The following is a 17,682-nucleotide window of genomic DNA, read 5'->3' on the forward strand; positions in this document are numbered from 1 at the left end:
CCACTTCAAAAATGTCGTGAATGTCCACTATTTCATGAAAAAATATGTCAGAAAGTAATAAAAATCAAACAAAGTAGTGATATACGAAAATTTAATCATCCTGCACGCGGAACAAAAGCTTGGGAAAAACTATACGCTAAACGAAGTGCAGTTGAAAGAGTGAATGGCTATCTAAAAGAACATATGAAATTAAATGATACGACACACTATCAATCAGAAATTGTTCAAGTGGAACTATTATTGATTCAACTAGCTTATAATTTAAAGAATTTTGCAGCACAACGATTGTCACAAGAGAAATATAGAAAAGAACTAGTCGCTTAACTTCAAAAAACAATGATTTTGAAATTGGTCGAGTGTTTACTTTTCTAAAAAGTGAATTATGAAATTAGCTCAACTAGAAAAAAAGATATCAAATTTAAATGAGAAGATTGAAAATTGTTCAGATACTCAAGCAAGAAAAGAACTTCGTTCCGAGCGAAAAAAACCTAAAAAAGCATTCAAGGCTTTTTCTGATTTTATCTACAGAACACAAAAATATATAGCACAGCATGATATTTTTAAGAATAGAAATAGCTATTCAAAAACAGATCACGACGCTACTTTTATGAGAATGAAAGATGATCATATGATGAATGGCCAATTAAAACCGGGTTACAATATTCAAATCGCAACGAATCAACAGTATGTTTTAGCGTATGAAGCATTTTCAAATCCAACGGATTTTAAAACAATGATTCCATTCCTAAATACAATTGAAAAGTCATACTTCGACTTACCTGCATATATTGTCGCTGATGCCGGTTATGGCAGTGAAGAAAACTATCAAGCTATTTTAGATGAATTTGAACGAACACCGTTGATTACTTACACAACATATCAAAAAGAACAAACTAAAAAATATAAACAAAATCCATTTATTCCAGATAACTGGGAATATAATGAATTAGAAGATACGTATTCTTGTCCTAATAATAGAAAAGTAAAATTCAGGAACTATTCAACTCGAACAGATAAATTCGGATTCAAAAGACATCTTAAAATGTATGAATGTAAATCATGTTTGGATTGTTCAGTTAGAGCTTTGTGTACCCGTGCAAAAAGTAACAAAAATAGAGTCATTCAAAAGAACGGGAACTGGGAATATTTTAAAGCTCACGTAAGAGAGCTCTTACAGGACGATGTCACAGGTACAATTTATCGCCAAAGGAAAATAGATGTAGAACCAGCTTTCGGAAACCTGAAGGCTAATTTGGCATTTACTCGATTCTCAGTAAGAGGAAAAGATAAGATTACACAGGAACTAGGATTTGCCTTTATGGCACTAAACTTAAGGAAAATAAGAAAGAGTAGAATGGATATTAAACAAAATCTACAAAAAAACAAGCATTCTGAAATGATATTCATCATTTTTGAATGCTTGTTTTATTTAGAGAGACTTTTGGGTCATCCTCTTATAATCATATTCAATTATTATACTTCCTATTCTACAAAAGAAAGATTTTGTGGCTCATCTGGATAAGAGTCCAAATTATCAAAATCAGTTGTTTTTACATCCTTAGAAACAATTTCTAAACAAAAATCATCTGCCCATAATTCGCCCTTTCCTTGTAACAAGAAACCTATATTTAGTACTTCTGCTTCTTCACTAACATCTAACACTGATGAATAATAATTCCAATCGTTAGTTCCAACAATAGGTCTATTTTGCATATTGTCAAAATTCAACTGTTCAAATTGTTGTCCGTCTATTCTAACCCAAAGGCCTCCCCAACCATCAATATCTTTAGTTTTAAAATAACCACTAAATCTAATGCGCTTATTAATATAGTTCTTAGCACTCACCTGTTGCATAACTGTTATAAAATCTTCAGTATACAAACTATCTTTTCGACTAAGCTTTACTGACTTAACTCCACTATGAAAAATTGTATGATCCATAGTCACATCATACTTATCAAAATTACTACCAGAAACATGCCAACCTTTAATCTTTAATTCATCCATCTCAAGTTTCCTCCTAAATAGTTTTTTAAACTGAACCCTATATTGACAAGGAGGTAAATTATAATGTAATTTAAACGTTCTCGAGAATGCTTCTTATGAAGAAAAACCGCTTATCAAAGTAATATCAATTATTTTTAAATTACTATTTAATAAAAGTAATGAAGCATTAGAAATACGTCTTGTTTGAATATATTTATACACACCACAATTTAACTGTTTTTTAAAGATTCTTTGAAAATGAAATTGAGACAATCCTACTTCCTTAGAAATTTTTTCCAAAGAAATCTCATTGTACAAATTTTCTTCAATATAGATTAACGCATTTTAAATATCCACTGTATAATCCAATATTATCACCTCGTCATACATTAATCTTACTATTAACTATAGACATTATTTTGATAATTTTTGCTATTTATCTACAAAAACCGCATCATTTATGATACGGTTCATTCTTCATGATTCTAAAACAGCGATAAATTTGTTCAAACAAGATTAAACGCATCAGCTGATGTGGATAAGTCATGCGACCAAATGATATTTGACGGTTACTTCGATGTAAAACCTCTTCTGAAAGGCCTAATGAGCCACCAATAATAAACGTAAAATTACTCTTACCTTGGATACTCATTTTTTCAATGCTTTCTGAAAATGATTCAGAGGTAATCTCATCACCTTTTATCACTAGTGCGTAGACGTAATCTTGCTCACCAACTTTGGCTAATATACGTTCTCCCTCTTTTTGTTTAACAAGCGTCATTTCCGCGTCACTTAAGGTTTCTGGAGCCTTTTCATCCGCGACTTCGATCATCTCAAATTTACAATAGGCTCCGAGTCTTTTTTGATATTCGGCTATGCCTTGTTTCAGATATTTTTCTTTCAGTTTTCCAACTGCAATGATTTTTATTTTCATGAGAAACTCCTTCATTATTTAAAAAGTTATCCACACTTATCCACAGAGTTATACACAAATTTTATTAAGTATTTCTAAAGGCTTCCACACTTGTGCACATCGTTGTGGATAAGTCATGTGGATGACTCCTCTTATTCTTAGTTATTTTCTCATTTTTTTTACTCTTTGTCATTCTTTTTTAGCTTGGATTTGCTGTCAAATTGTCACACACAATTATAAAAAAACAAACCATTCATAACGAATCGTTTGCTTCATTTTCATCATTTGTCTAGTTTGGGTTCTGCTGTCAGCATAATTCTTGAACTAATCTTACCATCTGATTCAAAAATAATAATCTCATTCATCCCTTCGTGTAACAAATGTCCTGGAATATAAAGTCTTTGTTATGGGGCTTTCTCCCAAAAACGACCGATATTGAATTGATTCACCCTCACAAAGCCTTTACCCCAACCTGATAAATCAATAAATGTATCACCAACTTCAGTGATGTTTAACTTAAAAAGATAGAAACTTGGTTGTTTTTCAATCCATGCGAGATCAAAACTCAATTCTGTTAAATTATCCATTGGTAAAGAATAGATTTCCCAATTGCTTTGATAGGATTAACAATCCCCCCCCCTCGAATCCCTTTTTGCTGTTGATTCATTTTTACGGAATAATTCACGCATCACATAATTTCTACAAGAATGCCGAGTATATTTTTTGGTTGTACTAGTTGAATCGATACTTGTTTACCTAATTCTAAATCATATTGGATGAACTGCAATTGATCATTGATAAAAACATACGCCCGGGCGTCGGGAGCAGTCGAAAATCGTCAATCTCTCTTGCAGTGTCTAACTGAGTTTGATAGTAAATATATCCTGTTGATTGATTCACTTCTTCCATTGTAAGCGGATTTTTCAACACCAATTTTTTACTTAAGTCAACTAAATTATGAAAGAGACTTGTTTTAACAATTGGTAAAAGTTCCCCCTAATCCATTTTTTTAATGGTTGTTGATAACTTCACTTCAGGAATTTTCGTATACTGTGCAATTGCTTTTTGAAAGGCATGATAATTTGGTATCTTGCCACCCCATTCAGTTAAAAGTGCTTCATAATCATAACTAGTAACATCAGGTGTGAGCTTGCCATAATAATTTGAACCATTCATAAAGCCAAAATTAGTACTACCATGAAACATGTAAATATTGACAGAACCTTCTGCTAAGATAACAGCTAATTCATTGGCCGTTACTTGTTCGTCTACGATATGATGTCCCTCATCTCCCCACGCATCAAACCAACCAATCCAAAATTCCATTACCATTAATGGCCGTTTCTGTCCGTTATTTTTTTTTAAGGGCGCAAAATCTTCTTTAATTTTTGAACCACAATTAATGGTAGGCAAAGCTCGCTCTGAAATTGTGCCATTTTCAAGCATCTCCCCCCATGGTCAATCAGACGTCACAAAAGGAACATTAATACCGTGTTTCATCATTAAATCTGCTAGTTTATTTAAATAATCGTGATCATTTGAATAACTTACATACTCATTTTCAATTTGTGCCATATTAATATGGTTTACCACTTGTGACTTGCAAATCAACAACCTGTTTAAATAGTCCTTCAAAATATCGATTTTTTCCAAAAATATAGAATTATCAAAAAGAATTTTTAAATTTGGATAGTTTTACAACCAATAAGGCAAACCACCAAACTCAATTTCTGCGCATATATAAGGTGCAGGACGTAAAATCACATGTAAGTCTAATGAATCCGCCATTAAAATGAGGCGCCTTAAATCTAAAGAAACAGTATAGTTAAACTGTCCTTCATGAAGTTCGTGTAGATTCCATGGTACATACGTTTCAACAGTATTACAACCTAATGCTTTTGATTTTTCTAAGCGGTCCAACCAGTACTCAGGAACAACCCGAAAATAATGAATAACATCAGAAATTATCTTAACTTGCTTATCGTTATAATAGAATTCATCTTTAATTTCAAATTTAGTCATATTCAGACTCCTTTTGGACTTTTTCTTATCTCTACTCTTATTTTATCGGCAAAAAAGGCTTGCTATCAAAATCCCAACCAATTTATATAAGATTTCGAAACAATTTTAACTGCTTAATTGTGATATTTTATTTAATCATTATACCAAGCATCCCTTTTACTTATTTGATAGTTACAGCTAAACTTGATTGATTCTACGCACTCTTCTTCGCTATTTTTTCTATATTTGTTCGCAATTCATCAAATGTTGCTTAATCTCATAATCGATTTCTTGTTTTTTTACATACGTTTTTCACGTTTTTTTCAAATTTTAAGATTATAGTGTTAGTATTGATAGAGAGAAAGAAACATATTGTACATATCAAAAAACCAAATAAAGGAGGTCAGGTGTTCATTCACCGCCAATTATGAGAAAAGACGTAACGCCTAATCGATCAAATAAATCTGATAATTACAAAACAGTTAAACCTGCCAAACAATCTAATCCAATGAAAAAATTTGGCTTATCTTTACTAGGAGGTGTCCTTGGGGGTGCACTTGTTGTGGGAGGGTATGTCACTTATGACAATTTAACTAGCCCTACTTCTAGCCAACCCACTCAATCTATCACTCAACCTGTGAAAGATGGTAAAACAAAAGTGGCCAACGTAAAGATGGACGTCAATACTGACGTGACAAAAGCTGTTGAAAAAATGGATAACGCCGTAGTGTCTGTCACAACTCTACAAAAGAAAAATTCACAATTGTCTCAATTAGAACAATTTTTCGGTCAATCTAAAGAAGGTGCAAGTGATAGTTCTAAAGATGAACTACAGGAAGCTGGTGAAGGTAGTGGTGTGATTTACCGTAAAGAGGGCAATAAAGCTTATGTTGTAACGAATAACCACGTCGTTCAAGGTGCGGATGCTGTTAAAATTATGTTTAATAATGGTGAAAATATTCCGGCTAAAATTGTCGGAACAGATGCATATAGCGATTTAGCTGTTCTTGAAATTGATAGTAAAGAAGTCACAACAGTGGCTGAATTTGCTGATTCAAATGCAGTAAAAGTTGGTGAACCTGCTCTAGCAATGGGGTCTCCACTTGGTTCAACCTTTGCGAACTCAGTTTCTCAAGGTATTGTTTCAGCTAAAGATCGTATGATTACCAATAAAAATGAAGATAATCAAACCATTAACATTAACGCAATTCAAACTGATGCTGCGATCAATCCTGGTAACTCTGGTGGCGCCTTAGTTAACCTATCTGGTCAAGTGATTGGTATTAACTCAAGCAAAATAGCTGCTACAGGTAACGGTGTTTCTGCTGAAGGTATGGGCTTTGCAATTCCAAGTAACGATGTTGTTAACATTATTAATCAACTTGAAAAAGATGGTAAAGTGATTCGACCAATGCTTGGTATCACAATGCTTGATCTAAGCAGTGTCAGCATTGAAGATCAAACGAATGTCTTAAAAATTGATCCAGAAAAAATTCACGGTGGCGTTGTAGTAGGTTCTGTTGAAAAAGATTCTCCAGCTGAAAAAGCTGGAATCAATAAATTCTCTGTAATCACAAAAATTGAAGGCAAAGATATTCAAAACGTAACCGACTTACAAACACAGCTTTACAATAAAAAAGTTGGCGACAAAATGGAAATCGAATATTACCAAGACGGTAAGAAAAAAGAGACAACCGTTAAGTTAGATAAAGATACTAGTCAACTTGAAAAACAGTTAAAACAAAATCAAAATAACGATTCTCAACCTTAGATTGTAACAAAAAAAGAAGCAGACAGCTTATTGTCTGCTTCTTTTTTGTTACAGACCTACTTGATAAGCATTTATCTCAGGTTTAACGCCAAATCGTGCGTTAATTCGCGTAGTCCCAATCCCAGAGCTAACAAATAGTTGTGTCCCATCAGATAATTTATAGAAGCCTTTCGTATACTTTTCAGCCAGTCTAGTTTTGATTGGTTTTGTAAATGGTAGTTTTACTTGGCCACCATGACTATGTCCCGCTAAAGTCAAGTCCACTCCTTCTTTATTAAAATGAGTCGCTACATCTGGTTCATGCGTCAAAATTAATGAGAAATCTTCATCTTTACGATAAGACAATAAATCCGGAACAGAAGGTTGACCCAAAATCGAATCATCCAAACCACCAATAAACATACGCTTACCATTTGCAAGCTTGAGTGTTTCACCTGAATTATTCAAAAGAGTAAAGCCACTCTCTTTCATAATTTCCTCATAGGCATTAGCAGCGCCACCTCCGTAATCATGATTTCCCCACACTGCAAATTTCCCTTGCTTTGCTTTTAATTGACTCAAATATTTTGAGACATCAATTTCGGCCCCGTATTTAGCAAAATTATCAAATAAATCGCCTGTAAAAACAATTAAATCTGGATCTTCATTATTCACTTTTTCAATTATTTCAGGTAAATACTCAACATTATGAGATTCAGATAAATGAGTATCAGCTAACTGAATGACTTTAAGCTGATTTTTACTTCCTTTTTTACCCAATTCTGTTGTTTTTACTGAGACTAGACTTGGTTCAATTTTGAATGCGTAAATCGTAATCAAGACGATAATTAGTATGATGATGATCATTAATTTCTTAACTATTTTTTTCATTTATTCTACCTCACATTTAGCTATTTAATTTATTTTAATTATTTTGTAGTAGTCTGTTACCGAAACAAAATGATAATTTTTTTCTTTTAAACTCTCAATGATTGACTCGATTACCGCTGCTGTTTCAGCGTAAATATCATGAAATAAAACGACACTCTGTGGACGGATTGCATTTAAGACTTGCGTTTTGATTTTTTCTGAATCTCTAGATACCCAATCTTGACTATCCTCATTCCACAGCGCAATTGGCATTCCAAATTTTTCTCGATTATACGTATCATAGACACCAAATGGCGGTCTTAAGTATTTAGGTTCACTACCTGTAATTCTTTTAAATAAACGATTTAAATCGCCGACTTCCTTTTCAATCTCGGCAGAAGTACCTGTCATTAGATTCTTATGGGAATAAGTATGACTGGCAATCTCATGTCCTTCTTCCTTTACTTGTTTAACCATTGCCTCATTCTTTTCGACTTGTGTGCCCACCATAAAAAATGTAGCTTGTACATTTTGGCGTTTTAAGATTTCAAGAATCTTTTTTGTACTCGTTGTGTTAGGCCCATCATCAAATGTTAAAGCTACTATATTATCACTTGCTTTTATATTCGTATGGTCAGTCTTTTTGTTTTCGTGTAACTTACGCTCTGATGTAGATTGCTGGGTTATTTTTTTTGAACTAGTCGCATTTTTATTATGATCAACCGTCACTGATTGTTCCGCAAGAACATTTTGATAGTAATAAAGCCCTGCGCCTAGCATTAACAGCACAATGCATCCTATTAGTATTAATGATATATGTTTTGACATAAGCGTCTCCTTTGATTGTTTGATAAAAATAGCTTATCAAGTTACAAAGCCGAAAATATAAACTAAAACTTGTCGTTTCCTTATTTTTTATTAAGAATTGGAATAAAATAAAGAATGCTTAAATTTATTTGAGAATATAGCTTGATTTTTTACGACTACAATCGTAAACTACATATAGATTACAAATGTAAATAAAAAGGAGAGGGAGAATATGTCTAAGATTTTAGAAGTTAAAAACCTTGTTAAAAAATTTGTGAAAGCCAACGGAGACATACACACAGCCGTTAATGACATCAGTTTCTACTTAGAAGAAGGGGAAATTTTCAGTTTCTTAGGACCAAATGGTGCCGGTAAAAGTACAACCATTAATATGATTACAACACAACTATCAATCACGAGCGGTGAAATCTTAATCGACGGCGAATCCATTGTGAATAATCCAATTGCCGCTAGACAAAAAATTGGGGTTGTTGCACAGCACAATAATCTTGACCGAGGGTTATCTGCCTTTGAAAATCTTGTTTACCATGGTAAATACTTCGGCATGACTCAAAGTGCTGCTGAAAGTAAAGCACATGAATTGCTGAGAGACTTTGGTTTGGCAGATTGGAAAGATGACTATGTTAAAAGTTTTTCAGGAGGAATGGCGCAACGTTTAAAAATTGCACGAGCAATTATGCATGAGCCTAAACTACTTTTTCTTGATGAACCAACAACTGGATTAGATCCAGCATACCGCAAAATTTTATGGCAACACGTTTTACGTCTAAATAAAGAGAACAATACGACCGTCTTTTTAACCACACACTATATGGAAGAACCAGAACGCTTTTCTGACCGAATTGCCGTCTATAATACTGGTGAAATCAAAGCAATCGGAACCCTTGCTGAGTTAAGAAAACTTGTACCATCCGAAAGTATTATTTATGTCACACTCGATAAAATTCCATTGGGATTAGAATTCCGCTTAAGTAAATTCCAAACAATAAAAAATGTTGTTAAAAAAGATGAAAAAACGCTGACTGTGTATCCACATGACAGTAAAAAAGCTTTAAATGAGATTTTAAGTTATCTAGATGACTCCCAATTAAAGCTTGAAAATATTCAATTAAGTCATACGACACTAGATGATATTTTCATTCATCTCACTACTGAAAACAAAGGAGCGTAAATAAAATGGAAACAACAACAATTTCAACTAAACAAGTTTTTTGGACAATGGTCAAACGCGATTTACTGATTCAATATCGAAATTTAGGTGAGTTCATTTTCCGTGTTGGGATGCTCCCATTCATTCTGATCTTGACCTATGGCTATGTGCTACCGAAAATCGGCATCCTGTCACCCGATTTTCCAAATCAAATGTTTCCAGGGATGCTTGGTATGAGTTTATTGGTAACAGGCATTCACGGAACAGCTGTTCCATTATCAATGGATTTTAACAACTCACGTGAAATCGAGGATCGTTTACAAGCACCTGTAAGTATTAATGTTACCGCTTGGTCAAAAATGGTTGTTGGAATGATTGAGTCTTGGATTGGAGCCTTAATCGTACTGCCAATTTCGCTTATTTTTATGGGAAGTTACTTAAAGTTTGATGTCTCTTTTGAAAAAATGATGCTTCTTATTCTTATTCTGTTATTAAGTTCTGTCACTTCAGCTAATTTAGGGTTACTGGTCGGAACAATTGTTAAACCTATGCAAATCGCAGCAATGTTCCCCGGTTTTTTGATGCCAGTTATCTTCACTGGAGCTATCTTCTTTACTTGGGATTCATTAAGTGCGCTACCTATTTATCAATACCTCGTACTCTTGAATCCACTCGTTTATATTAACGAGGCCCTACGTCACACATTGGTTTCAAGTAGTAATGCAATGCCACTATGGTTAAGCATAGCGGGTATCCTAGTCTTTACGATTGGCATGGGGATGCTTGGTATGAAACGCTTTAAGAAAATGGCTGTTCGCTAAAGACAGCAAAAAAGACCCCTCTTGAATCGGCCACCAAAATTTAGGTTTTGGCAGTGATTCAAAAGGGTTCTATTTTTTGTTTTCTATAATGAAAATAGTGGACAAGCTATCTCTGGATCGGTATCACAGATTAATATTTGCTTGCCTGCATCAAAATCATGTTCTTGTAAAGTTTGCGTCATCGTCATGTTCGCTAACTCTTTTAAATTATTCTCGCGACTCAAGTGACCTAAATAAATACGTTTCGTTTTATCTCCAATCACATCAGTCGCAACAAGTGCACCATCAACATTGGATAAATGGCCACGATCACCTAAAATACGTTGTTTCGTACTCCAAGGATAGCTACCGACACGCAACATATTGATATCGTGATTACTTTCCATTAAGTACGCATCTGCATTTTTGATAATGCCACGAACACGGTCACTACAATAGCCCGTATCTGTTAACAACACAAAGCTTTTTTTGTCTTTGTGAAATTGATAGAACTGTGGTGCGACAGCATCATGAGAAACACCAAAGCTCTCGATATCCACGTCTCCAAGTGTTAAAGTCGAACCCATATTAAAGATATGTTTTTGAACGACATCAATTTTACCTATCATCGGATCCATTGCTTTCCATGTATCTTCATTGGCATAGACATCTAAATTGTATTTTCGTGCCAAGACACCTACCCCATGAATATGATCACGATGCTCATGTGTCACTAAAATAGCGTCTAAATCTTCAGGTTTACGATCAATTTGTGCTAATAAGCCTGTAATTTTTTTGCCACTTAATCCAGCGTCAACAAGAATACGTTGAGTTCCTGTTTCAACATATAAACAATTACCTGAACTACCACTTGCTAAAACACTAATATTAAATTGATTATTGTCCAAAAAAATACTTCCTCTCTCCGGTAATTGTTAATTTTTAACCTCTGAAACATTTGATGATAAAATCCCACCTGTAAAGGCGTTCACACGTTCAACTTGAGAATTATTCTTATTCACACTCACATCAACAAACCAAGTTGGAATAAAAACACTCCTACCTCGCACAGTAAACATTCGTGAATAACCTAATTCAATCCACTTAATATCTGATTTAGGCTGCAAACGATTATTTGTGTATAAGCTTATAATCGCTTCTCTCTCAGAAATTAATAATTGTTTTTCCCTTAAAGGCTCAACATCGTCTGCTAACATCGTCTGCTCATATGAATCAAAAACCACTTGATTCAATTGATTTTTTTTAGCCTTTAATACTAAAGCTGAAGTTTCATCTAAAAAAGGAATGTTTTCCCATTTTTGGCTAAAATAATATTCTTTATTCATTTTACTACGATTCTTATTCAAATAGTACTTATTTCCCTCAATAACATTACCTTCATGCTTTACAAATGCCTTTGCTCCATCAAAACTTTCAGCATCACTTGACTGAATAGAACTAAAAACTTTACTATATAATCTATTATTTTCAATATACCATTCTTGATTGTTTAAATCCTTAGTTGCTAATGGTTTTAACTCAACTTCGCTTGCCGATAAATAGTACCCCTCTTGCTTATCAATCGATAATTTTTCAGGATAATCTATCTCATCTGCAACAAGCCGTTGTTCGATTCGGTCAGAAATAGTTCCCGAAACAGCGGTTTCTGATTCAACCTTGCCTTCCTGATAAATATAAAAAAGAAAAATATTCAAAAAGAGGAAAACAACTAAGAAAATACCTTCAACACGTCTAAAATCCATTAGCGTTCGCCTCCAAACTGTTTTTTCAATTCATCAAATGAATGCCATTCACGGTTGTAACGAATGTACCATTGTGGAACTAAGTCAACAACTTGCTTGGTCTCTGAATTTGCTTGCCATTCATAAGCAATTTGAATATCTTGAACTTTTTCAGGATCCGCACTCAAAGCAAATAATTCATCTAACATTGTTTGAGTTGGTGGTAAAATCTTCGTTTCCTTTGAAGGAATTGGAATTTGGATTGTCTCTTGATTAGTTGCTAAATGAACGTTTTGTTCATTACGAATTAAAACATCAATCTCTCCCTTACGATTTGGACCAAAAACAGGAAAGCCTTCAACATAATTGCGATAGATTATCTTAGAATCATCCACATTAAAGAATTTAAAAGTTCCTAATGCGGTTCCTAAATTTTGAATATACTGGAAACTATCTTCAAAGACTGTCGAGCTTTTTTGTTTTAGCTTTCCATAATAATTGACTTCACCAGTTTTAGAATCAATGTTTAAAGATTCACCTTCACTGTTAGATAAATTCACATCATCTTTAGCACCTTCATTTGTAAACAAATCATCTGATTGACTAAAGAATGCCCTAGAAAAGACTGTTAGAGATTGTGTTTGAACTATGTAACTATATATTTGTAGTTCTGTTTCTTCGGCCATGTAATAAACATTACCTAAATTTTCTTTATTATTGGTTACTCTGAAGTAATCCACATCTGAATGTTTGACTGTTTGTTTTACAGTGTCCAAATTACTTGAAATGTCAAAAGCAAAAACTTGAGATTGATCACGATTACTAAAGTACATGCGATTTTTTTGAAAAGACACTATTAAATGATTAAATTTAAATTGTTCTGCTTGATGGGGTAACTTATCTTGATTTAAATGATTCATTTTCAAATAAAAAGTTAACGGTATTTCATAAGGATTTGATAAATCAATAAAATCTTCCTGATCCATCAATTCATTCCGTTCTTTAGTTGAAATAAACTCACCATTTTGAATATCAAGTTTCACAATTTGTTGTTGGACATCCATCACAAAAGATTCACGATTGGTGTAAAGAATATTTTCTTTTTCTTGATGATAAAAAAGCTTAGTCGGTGTATAAACATCTGTAATAGGTTTTTTTTGTACTATATCAGATGTTTTTTTATCAGAATTTTCAATTGAACGACTTGTTGGTTTGGTCCAAATTTTCCACGAGAGCAACAAACTTGTTGCAATGAGCACCATTAAACTCACTTTAATTACTCTACCGATTATTTTACTCATTCCCACAAGTCCTCCTCATAAGGCTCATAAGGTAATGAAATAAAGAATGTTGAACCTTTATCTTCTTCACTCTCTACCCAAATACTACCGCCATGAGCATTAATTGATTCTTTTGAAATAGCTAAACCTAATCCTGAACCACCCATTGCTCTTGAACGGGCCTTATCAACGCGATAAAAACGATCAAAAACGCGACCTAAGTTTTTCTTAGGTATTCCCAAACCTTCATCAGAAATACTCAAGATAACATTTTTATGGGTTTCCAAAAGTCGACAAGTTATTGTGCCACCTGCTGGTGAGTATTTCATCGCATTATTTAGAATGTTGTCTAAAACCTGCACAATCCGATCAGTATCGATTTCAACCCAAATAGTGCGCATTGTATATTCGCGCTTAATTGTATAATTTTTTTCGCTATCTTTAATCACCATGTCAAAGCGATCCAGAACATAATCAAATAATTCATTCAAATTGACTAATTCTTTTTTTAATTCAATTTTATTTGAATCCATCCGTGATAATTGAAGTAAATCATTAATCATACGGATCATTCGATTGGTTTCCTCTTGCGTCACTTTTAAAAACTCTGGTGCGACTTCAGGATCTTGCCATGCACCATCCGCTAAAGCCTCAAGATAACTACGTAGACTTGTTAAAGGTGTGCGTAATTCGTGTGAGACATTAGATACGAATTGACGTCGTTCTTCCTCGTCTTTTTCTTTCTCAGTTACATCATGCAACACACACACTAGCCCACTAATAAAGCCTGATTCACGACGAATCATTGAAAACTCAGCCTTTAAAATCATTGGTTGGGCATAATTTTCAGTTAAATCAAGTAAGATACCTTCTGGCTGCTCTAAAAGACTTCGGAAAGTATAATCTTCATTCAAACGTAAAAGTTCTAAAATTGACTGTCCTAAAACATCTTCTGATTGTGTATGTAAAAATTCCATTGCCATATCATTAGCAATAATAATATTCCCTCTACGATCAGTCCCAATAACACCATCTGTCATGTGAGATAACACACTATCTAGACGACGTCGCTCAGCTTCCATGATTTCTTGCGCCTCTTCCGTACGAGCTGATACTTCATTAATTGTTTCACCCAATTGCCCAAGTTCATCTTTTCCGTAAACTTCAACTTTATGTGAATAATCACCATTTGCAATCCGCATTGCTTGTTGTCGCATCTCACTGATTGGTTTAGTGATAGTGCGAGAAACCAATAAGGCAATCACAAGAGACACTGTTAATGCGATCATTGATGCTGTCAGAAAAATAACTGCAATATCATTTACTTCTTGATATTTACTTTCAATATCACTTTTTACATACAAATACCCAATCACAGAGTCTCCTGTCGGTGAGTAGACTTGTTGAATGTTAATATACACCCTACGACCTGTAATCGGGTCTCGTTGCTCCTCTTGCCTTTGATTAAAAGTATTGAAGAGTTCAAAATCATTTTTTTTACCTACATCACTTTGAAGATTAGGATCACTTGTTGCAAGCACTGTTCCCTTTTCATCAACCAAGCGCGCTTCTAAAATATCACTCTTAGCAAACTCAGACAGTGTTCGTTTTAAATTACTTGCTTCTACATCTTCTCGATATTTATTAAGTTCTCCGCTGATATTTGTTGCCAGAGTTTCAACTTGACTCGTAACACTTTCTTCAAAACTTTTAATCGTTGTTGATTCAAGTTCACGAATAAAAATGGCCCCAATGATTTCAATTGAAATCATTAGGAGCAACACAAATACAACTGCAATTTTAAAATGTACCGAGGAGAAAAAGCGAATTTTTTTTTTCATAAAAAGCTAAACTCCTAGTCTTGTTCTGGATTTCTTAAATAGTAACCAACACCTCGTCGGGTCACTAACCATGTTGGATGGCTTGGACTATCTTCAATTTTTTCTCTTAAACGTCGAACGGTCACATCAACTGTTCGAACATCACCAAAGTAGTCATAACCCCAAACCGTTTGTAATAAATGTTCGCGAGTCATTACTTGACCAATATGTTTGGCAAGATAGTGAAGTAATTCAAATTCACGGTGTGTCAATTCAATAGATTCACCACGTTTTGAAACAGTATACGAATCAGGGTGAATTGTCAGAGCACCAATATTTAATTCATTTGTCACTTCTTCATCAATTTTAGTTGAGTGACTGCCTTGACGTCGTAAATTAGCTTTTACACGCGCAACTAGTTCACGATTTGAGAAAGGTTTTGTAACATAGTCATCTGCTCCTAACTCTAAGCCTAAGACTTTATCTATCTCTGAATCTTTTGCTGTTACCATAATAATAGGCATTTCATAATTTTTCCTAACTTCACGACAAACCTCTAGTCCATCTTTTTTTGGTAACATTAAGTCCAATAAAATTAAATCGGGTTCAATTTCAACAACTCTTTCAATCGCTTCTTCACCATCGAAAGCAGTGAAAACTTCATATCCTTCTTTTGTTAAATTAAATTTGACGATATCTGAAATTGGCTTCTCGTCATCAACTACTAATATTTTCTTCATTAGTCATCCTCCTGGATTAAACATTAATAATTCCTCATCAGTCCCATTATACATTATTTTACTGACTTTAAAAAAGTTTTTACATTATTGGTCAATGTTTTAGTGTTTTTTTAGCATTTTTATAATTCGTTTTTTGAAAAAACATTCAAATCATATTTATTTTGAAATAACACAAAAATTATTAAAAAAAACTAAATAATTAATAAAACGCTATTGTTATTTTATCAACTTTAGATTAAGCTTAGTGTATAAATTAATTTAATTAATTTATTCGGCTAATCTTAGGCACAAGACTAGTTTTCCCCTTCCCTTATAAATTTTTCTTGTGCCGGCAAAGGAAGTAGAGCTCCACTCTACTTTCTTTGTTTTTTTTATTTATTAAAAAACATAAGACACGTTATATACTATAGTGTATAATTATTTTCTGTTTAAATGAATAAAAATGCATATTGAATGTTCTTCGAATAACAAGTACAATATTATTAACATATTGATTCTGTTGAAAAGAATAGGAGAGATAACTATGAAAAAATTACTTTATATTTCTTTCTTACCGCTTCTTTTTTTATTGATTTCCTGTAGCCAAATCACACAAAATCATCTCTCTAAAAACGTTTGGTATTTTGCTCAAACTATTGATACAGTAAACGTTAATGTCATGGTCTCTTTTGAATCTAATAAAATGGTGCTATATCCTTCCGTTTCAAATCTATCTTATAGCGATCAAACAACAAAGCAATTAACAACACCTAATTCAAAGTTGATTGATCTAGTCTTTTCGCCCAAAAACGTACATATTCCTTACAAAATTGAAAATAAATCAATTGAACTGTTAACATCTAAAGAAAAAAGAAATCAATTTAATCTTGAAAGTGGTTATCAAGTAGACGCAAAAAACGACGAGCTTGTTTTCAAAGCAAAAGATCCAAAAGACAACATTGTGCTAAAAAAGTTAACCTCAAATGAAGAAGTTAAACAGCGAAAAAAGCAGGAGCAACAACGTGATACAATTTGTTCCAAGTACTTACCTAAACTTATCAAAAATCAAAAATGGTCGGATGCTCAGAACTTAATTGAACAACTATTAGCTTCTGAAAAATTAACACCTAACGAAGAATTAGAAATGACAATTAGGTTAAATGACCTCAAAACTTTAATTTCTGCTCAAAAGCACTTATCAAAGCAACAGTATTCTGAAGCAAAAACAATTATCGATAGCTATCTTGCTGAAAATAGTTGTAGTGAATTAGAAAAAAATTTAGTTGATATGAAAAAAGAAATTAAAACTGAGGAAGAAATAACTGCTAAAAGAGAACTAACGGCTGCTACTGACATTCAAAACGGACCCGACACGCAAATTGCTTCAACACCATCGACTGCAACAATTCATTCGGCTCAAGACGCAATGTTCTATATCAAAGAACAATTAGGTTCCAATGATTATGTACTATTATCGGAGGATGATTTTGGTAATTTTAGTTTTCAATATCCAGTCAGTACGTTAGAAGATAAGATTAGATACAACAAAATCACGATAAATTCACACGCTCAAATTGTCGAAAATGTCTTTTATCGTGATCTGCCAAAGAATCCAAATTCAATCGAAATTGATCAAGGCGTCGCGCTTGGTATTGCGACTGACTATCATAATTCGTTAGGTCGAGCTGATGCCATTCTACAATCCATCCAGAAGGTTCCTGAAGGCCTAAAAATTGAATATAGCACTCCTCAAGATAATGGAAAAATCACCATTTATAACTATCTTGTCAAACATGACGGATCAGTAGATACTTATTAAAAAT

Annotated in this window: 20 protein-coding genes; 6 read left to right on the forward strand and 14 right to left on the reverse strand. The window is 33.5% G+C overall.

Going from position 1 to position 17,682, the window contains the following annotated elements:
- Together ESZ54_RS07310 and ESZ54_RS07315 are read left to right on the forward strand one after the other, a co-directional pair.
- The coding region (locus ESZ54_RS07310; RefSeq protein ID WP_162615058.1) for a transposase at positions 1-324 on the forward strand (324 nt) is incomplete at its 5' end.
- A gap of 58 nt (positions 325-382) precedes the next feature.
- Entirely contained in the window at positions 383-1,522 is a 1,140-nt protein-coding gene (locus tag ESZ54_RS07315; RefSeq protein WP_136137018.1) for a transposase, read from the forward strand.
- Here ESZ54_RS07315 and ESZ54_RS12670 read toward each other — a convergent pair.
- From ESZ54_RS12670 to ESZ54_RS12785, 7 genes are all read right to left on the reverse strand, one after another.
- Positions 1,483-2,007, reverse strand: coding sequence for a hypothetical protein (locus ESZ54_RS12670; RefSeq protein ID WP_239433767.1), 525 nt, complete (start codon positions 2,005-2,007; stop codon positions 1,483-1,485). The two genes, ESZ54_RS07315 and ESZ54_RS12670, sit on opposite strands and share 40 nt — an antisense overlap.
- Before the next feature lie 93 nt (positions 2,008-2,100).
- On the reverse strand, positions 2,101-2,304 hold the full coding sequence (locus tag ESZ54_RS12675) for a helix-turn-helix domain-containing protein (protein ID WP_275426546.1): 204 nt from the start codon (positions 2,302-2,304) through the stop codon (positions 2,101-2,103).
- Positions 2,305-2,440: 136 nt separating this feature from the next.
- Positions 2,441-2,920, reverse strand: a complete 480-nt coding sequence (rlmH, locus tag ESZ54_RS07325) for a 23S rRNA (pseudouridine(1915)-N(3))-methyltransferase RlmH (RefSeq protein WP_136137019.1) — start codon at positions 2,918-2,920, stop codon at positions 2,441-2,443.
- A gap of 383 nt (positions 2,921-3,303) precedes the next feature.
- Positions 3,304-3,486, reverse strand: coding sequence for a hypothetical protein (locus tag ESZ54_RS12680; protein ID WP_239433768.1), 183 nt, complete (start codon positions 3,484-3,486; stop codon positions 3,304-3,306).
- Positions 3,487-3,895: 409 nt separating this feature from the next.
- Entirely contained in the window at positions 3,896-4,345 is a 450-nt protein-coding gene (locus ESZ54_RS12775; RefSeq protein ID WP_338065524.1) for a beta-galactosidase, read from the reverse strand.
- 12 nt (positions 4,346-4,357) lie between these two features.
- A complete protein-coding gene (locus ESZ54_RS12780; RefSeq protein ID WP_338065525.1) occupies positions 4,358-4,492 on the reverse strand; it encodes a hypothetical protein in 135 nt (44 codons plus the stop codon).
- Positions 4,493-4,594: 102 nt separating this feature from the next.
- A complete protein-coding gene (locus ESZ54_RS12785; protein ID WP_338065526.1) occupies positions 4,595-4,921 on the reverse strand; it encodes a beta-galactosidase in 327 nt (108 codons plus the stop codon).
- A 403-nt stretch (positions 4,922-5,324) separates the two neighbouring features.
- On the opposite strand from ESZ54_RS12785, the gene ESZ54_RS07335 reads away from it, so the two are divergent.
- Complete coding sequence (locus ESZ54_RS07335) at positions 5,325-6,671, forward strand: S1C family serine protease (protein ID WP_420824359.1); 1,347 nt, start codon at positions 5,325-5,327, stop codon at positions 6,669-6,671.
- A 48-nt stretch (positions 6,672-6,719) separates the two neighbouring features.
- Here ESZ54_RS07335 and ESZ54_RS07340 read toward each other — a convergent pair whose 3' ends face one another.
- Together ESZ54_RS07340 and ESZ54_RS07345 are read right to left on the reverse strand one after the other, a co-directional pair.
- A complete protein-coding gene (locus ESZ54_RS07340; RefSeq protein WP_136137021.1) occupies positions 6,720-7,541 on the reverse strand; it encodes a metallophosphoesterase in 822 nt (273 codons plus the stop codon).
- A gap of 24 nt (positions 7,542-7,565) precedes the next feature.
- Positions 7,566-8,348, reverse strand: a complete 783-nt coding sequence (locus ESZ54_RS07345) for a polysaccharide deacetylase family protein (RefSeq protein ID WP_136137022.1) — start codon at positions 8,346-8,348, stop codon at positions 7,566-7,568.
- Positions 8,349-8,559: 211 nt separating this feature from the next.
- Here ESZ54_RS07345 and ESZ54_RS07350 point away from each other — a divergent pair, with 211 nt between their 5' ends.
- Together ESZ54_RS07350 and ESZ54_RS07355 are read left to right on the forward strand one after the other, a co-directional pair.
- Positions 8,560-9,519: an ABC transporter ATP-binding protein gene (locus tag ESZ54_RS07350; protein WP_136137023.1), complete on the forward strand. Its 960-nt coding sequence runs from the start codon at positions 8,560-8,562 to the stop codon at positions 9,517-9,519.
- Between the two features lie 5 nt (positions 9,520-9,524).
- A complete protein-coding gene (locus ESZ54_RS07355) occupies positions 9,525-10,319 on the forward strand; it encodes an ABC transporter permease (protein WP_136137024.1) in 795 nt (264 codons plus the stop codon).
- 83 nt (positions 10,320-10,402) lie between these two features.
- Here ESZ54_RS07355 and ESZ54_RS07360 read toward each other — a convergent pair whose 3' ends face one another.
- From ESZ54_RS07360 to yycF, 5 genes are read right to left on the reverse strand one after another with little or no spacing between them, the layout of a single operon-like run.
- Positions 10,403-11,206, reverse strand: coding sequence for an MBL fold metallo-hydrolase (locus ESZ54_RS07360; RefSeq protein WP_136137025.1), 804 nt, complete (start codon positions 11,204-11,206; stop codon positions 10,403-10,405).
- A gap of 27 nt (positions 11,207-11,233) precedes the next feature.
- Entirely contained in the window at positions 11,234-12,061 is an 828-nt protein-coding gene (locus tag ESZ54_RS07365; RefSeq protein WP_136137026.1) for a two-component system regulatory protein YycI, read from the reverse strand.
- Complete coding sequence (locus ESZ54_RS07370) at positions 12,061-13,341, reverse strand: YycH family regulatory protein (RefSeq protein ID WP_136137027.1); 1,281 nt, start codon at positions 13,339-13,341, stop codon at positions 12,061-12,063. The genes ESZ54_RS07365 and ESZ54_RS07370 overlap by 1 nt, the downstream gene beginning before the upstream one ends.
- Positions 13,338-15,161 carry a cell wall metabolism sensor histidine kinase WalK gene (gene walK, locus ESZ54_RS07375; protein WP_136137028.1) on the reverse strand — a complete coding sequence of 608 codons (1,824 nt, stop codon included), beginning with the start codon at positions 15,159-15,161 and terminating at the stop codon, positions 13,338-13,340. The genes ESZ54_RS07370 and walK overlap by 4 nt, the downstream gene beginning before the upstream one ends.
- Before the next feature lie 14 nt (positions 15,162-15,175).
- On the reverse strand, positions 15,176-15,880 hold the full coding sequence (yycF, locus tag ESZ54_RS07380) for a response regulator YycF (RefSeq protein WP_136137029.1): 705 nt from the start codon (positions 15,878-15,880) through the stop codon (positions 15,176-15,178).
- 523 nt (positions 15,881-16,403) lie between these two features.
- Between yycF and ESZ54_RS07385 the strand changes: the two genes are divergently transcribed.
- Complete coding sequence (locus ESZ54_RS07385; RefSeq protein ID WP_136137030.1) at positions 16,404-17,678, forward strand: hypothetical protein; 1,275 nt, start codon at positions 16,404-16,406, stop codon at positions 17,676-17,678.
- The last annotated feature ends 4 nt before the right edge of the window (positions 17,679-17,682 follow it).

Origin of the sequence: Vagococcus silagei (assembly GCF_004795745.1) — a bacterium.
Lineage (GTDB): Bacteria > Bacillota > Bacilli > Lactobacillales > Vagococcaceae > Vagococcus > Vagococcus silagei.

What these genes read in the sequence shown, in the direction of transcription:
- ESZ54_RS12670 (WP_239433767.1), bottom strand. Translation starts at nt 2,007, where the DNA reads ATGGATGAATTAAAGATTAAAGGTTGGCATGTTTCTGGTAGTAATTTT.
- ESZ54_RS07355 (WP_136137024.1), top strand. Translation starts at nt 9,525, where the DNA reads ATGGAAACAACAACAATTTCAACTAAACAAGTTTTTTGGACAATGGTC.
- ESZ54_RS07340 (WP_136137021.1), bottom strand. Translation starts at nt 7,541, where the DNA reads ATGAAAAAAATAGTTAAGAAATTAATGATCATCATCATACTAATTATC.
- ESZ54_RS12680 (WP_239433768.1), bottom strand. Translation starts at nt 3,486, where the DNA reads ATGGATAATTTAACAGAATTGAGTTTTGATCTCGCATGGATTGAAAAA.
- walK (WP_136137028.1), bottom strand. Translation starts at nt 15,161, where the DNA reads ATGAAAAAAAAAATTCGCTTTTTCTCCTCGGTACATTTTAAAATTGCA.
- ESZ54_RS07350 (WP_136137023.1), top strand. Translation starts at nt 8,560, where the DNA reads ATGTCTAAGATTTTAGAAGTTAAAAACCTTGTTAAAAAATTTGTGAAA.
- rlmH (WP_136137019.1), bottom strand. Translation starts at nt 2,920, where the DNA reads ATGAAAATAAAAATCATTGCAGTTGGAAAACTGAAAGAAAAATATCTG.
- yycF (WP_136137029.1), bottom strand. Translation starts at nt 15,880, where the DNA reads ATGAAGAAAATATTAGTAGTTGATGACGAGAAGCCAATTTCAGATATC.
- ESZ54_RS07385 (WP_136137030.1), top strand. Translation starts at nt 16,404, where the DNA reads ATGAAAAAATTACTTTATATTTCTTTCTTACCGCTTCTTTTTTTATTG.
- ESZ54_RS12785 (WP_338065526.1), bottom strand. Translation starts at nt 4,921, where the DNA reads ATGACTAAATTTGAAATTAAAGATGAATTCTATTATAACGATAAGCAA.
- ESZ54_RS07315 (WP_136137018.1), top strand. Translation starts at nt 383, where the DNA reads ATGAAATTAGCTCAACTAGAAAAAAAGATATCAAATTTAAATGAGAAG.
- ESZ54_RS07370 (WP_136137027.1), bottom strand. Translation starts at nt 13,341, where the DNA reads ATGAGTAAAATAATCGGTAGAGTAATTAAAGTGAGTTTAATGGTGCTC.
- ESZ54_RS07345 (WP_136137022.1), bottom strand. Translation starts at nt 8,348, where the DNA reads ATGTCAAAACATATATCATTAATACTAATAGGATGCATTGTGCTGTTA.
- ESZ54_RS12775 (WP_338065524.1), bottom strand. Translation starts at nt 4,345, where the DNA reads ATGCTTGAAAATGGCACAATTTCAGAGCGAGCTTTGCCTACCATTAAT.
- ESZ54_RS07365 (WP_136137026.1), bottom strand. Translation starts at nt 12,061, where the DNA reads ATGGATTTTAGACGTGTTGAAGGTATTTTCTTAGTTGTTTTCCTCTTT.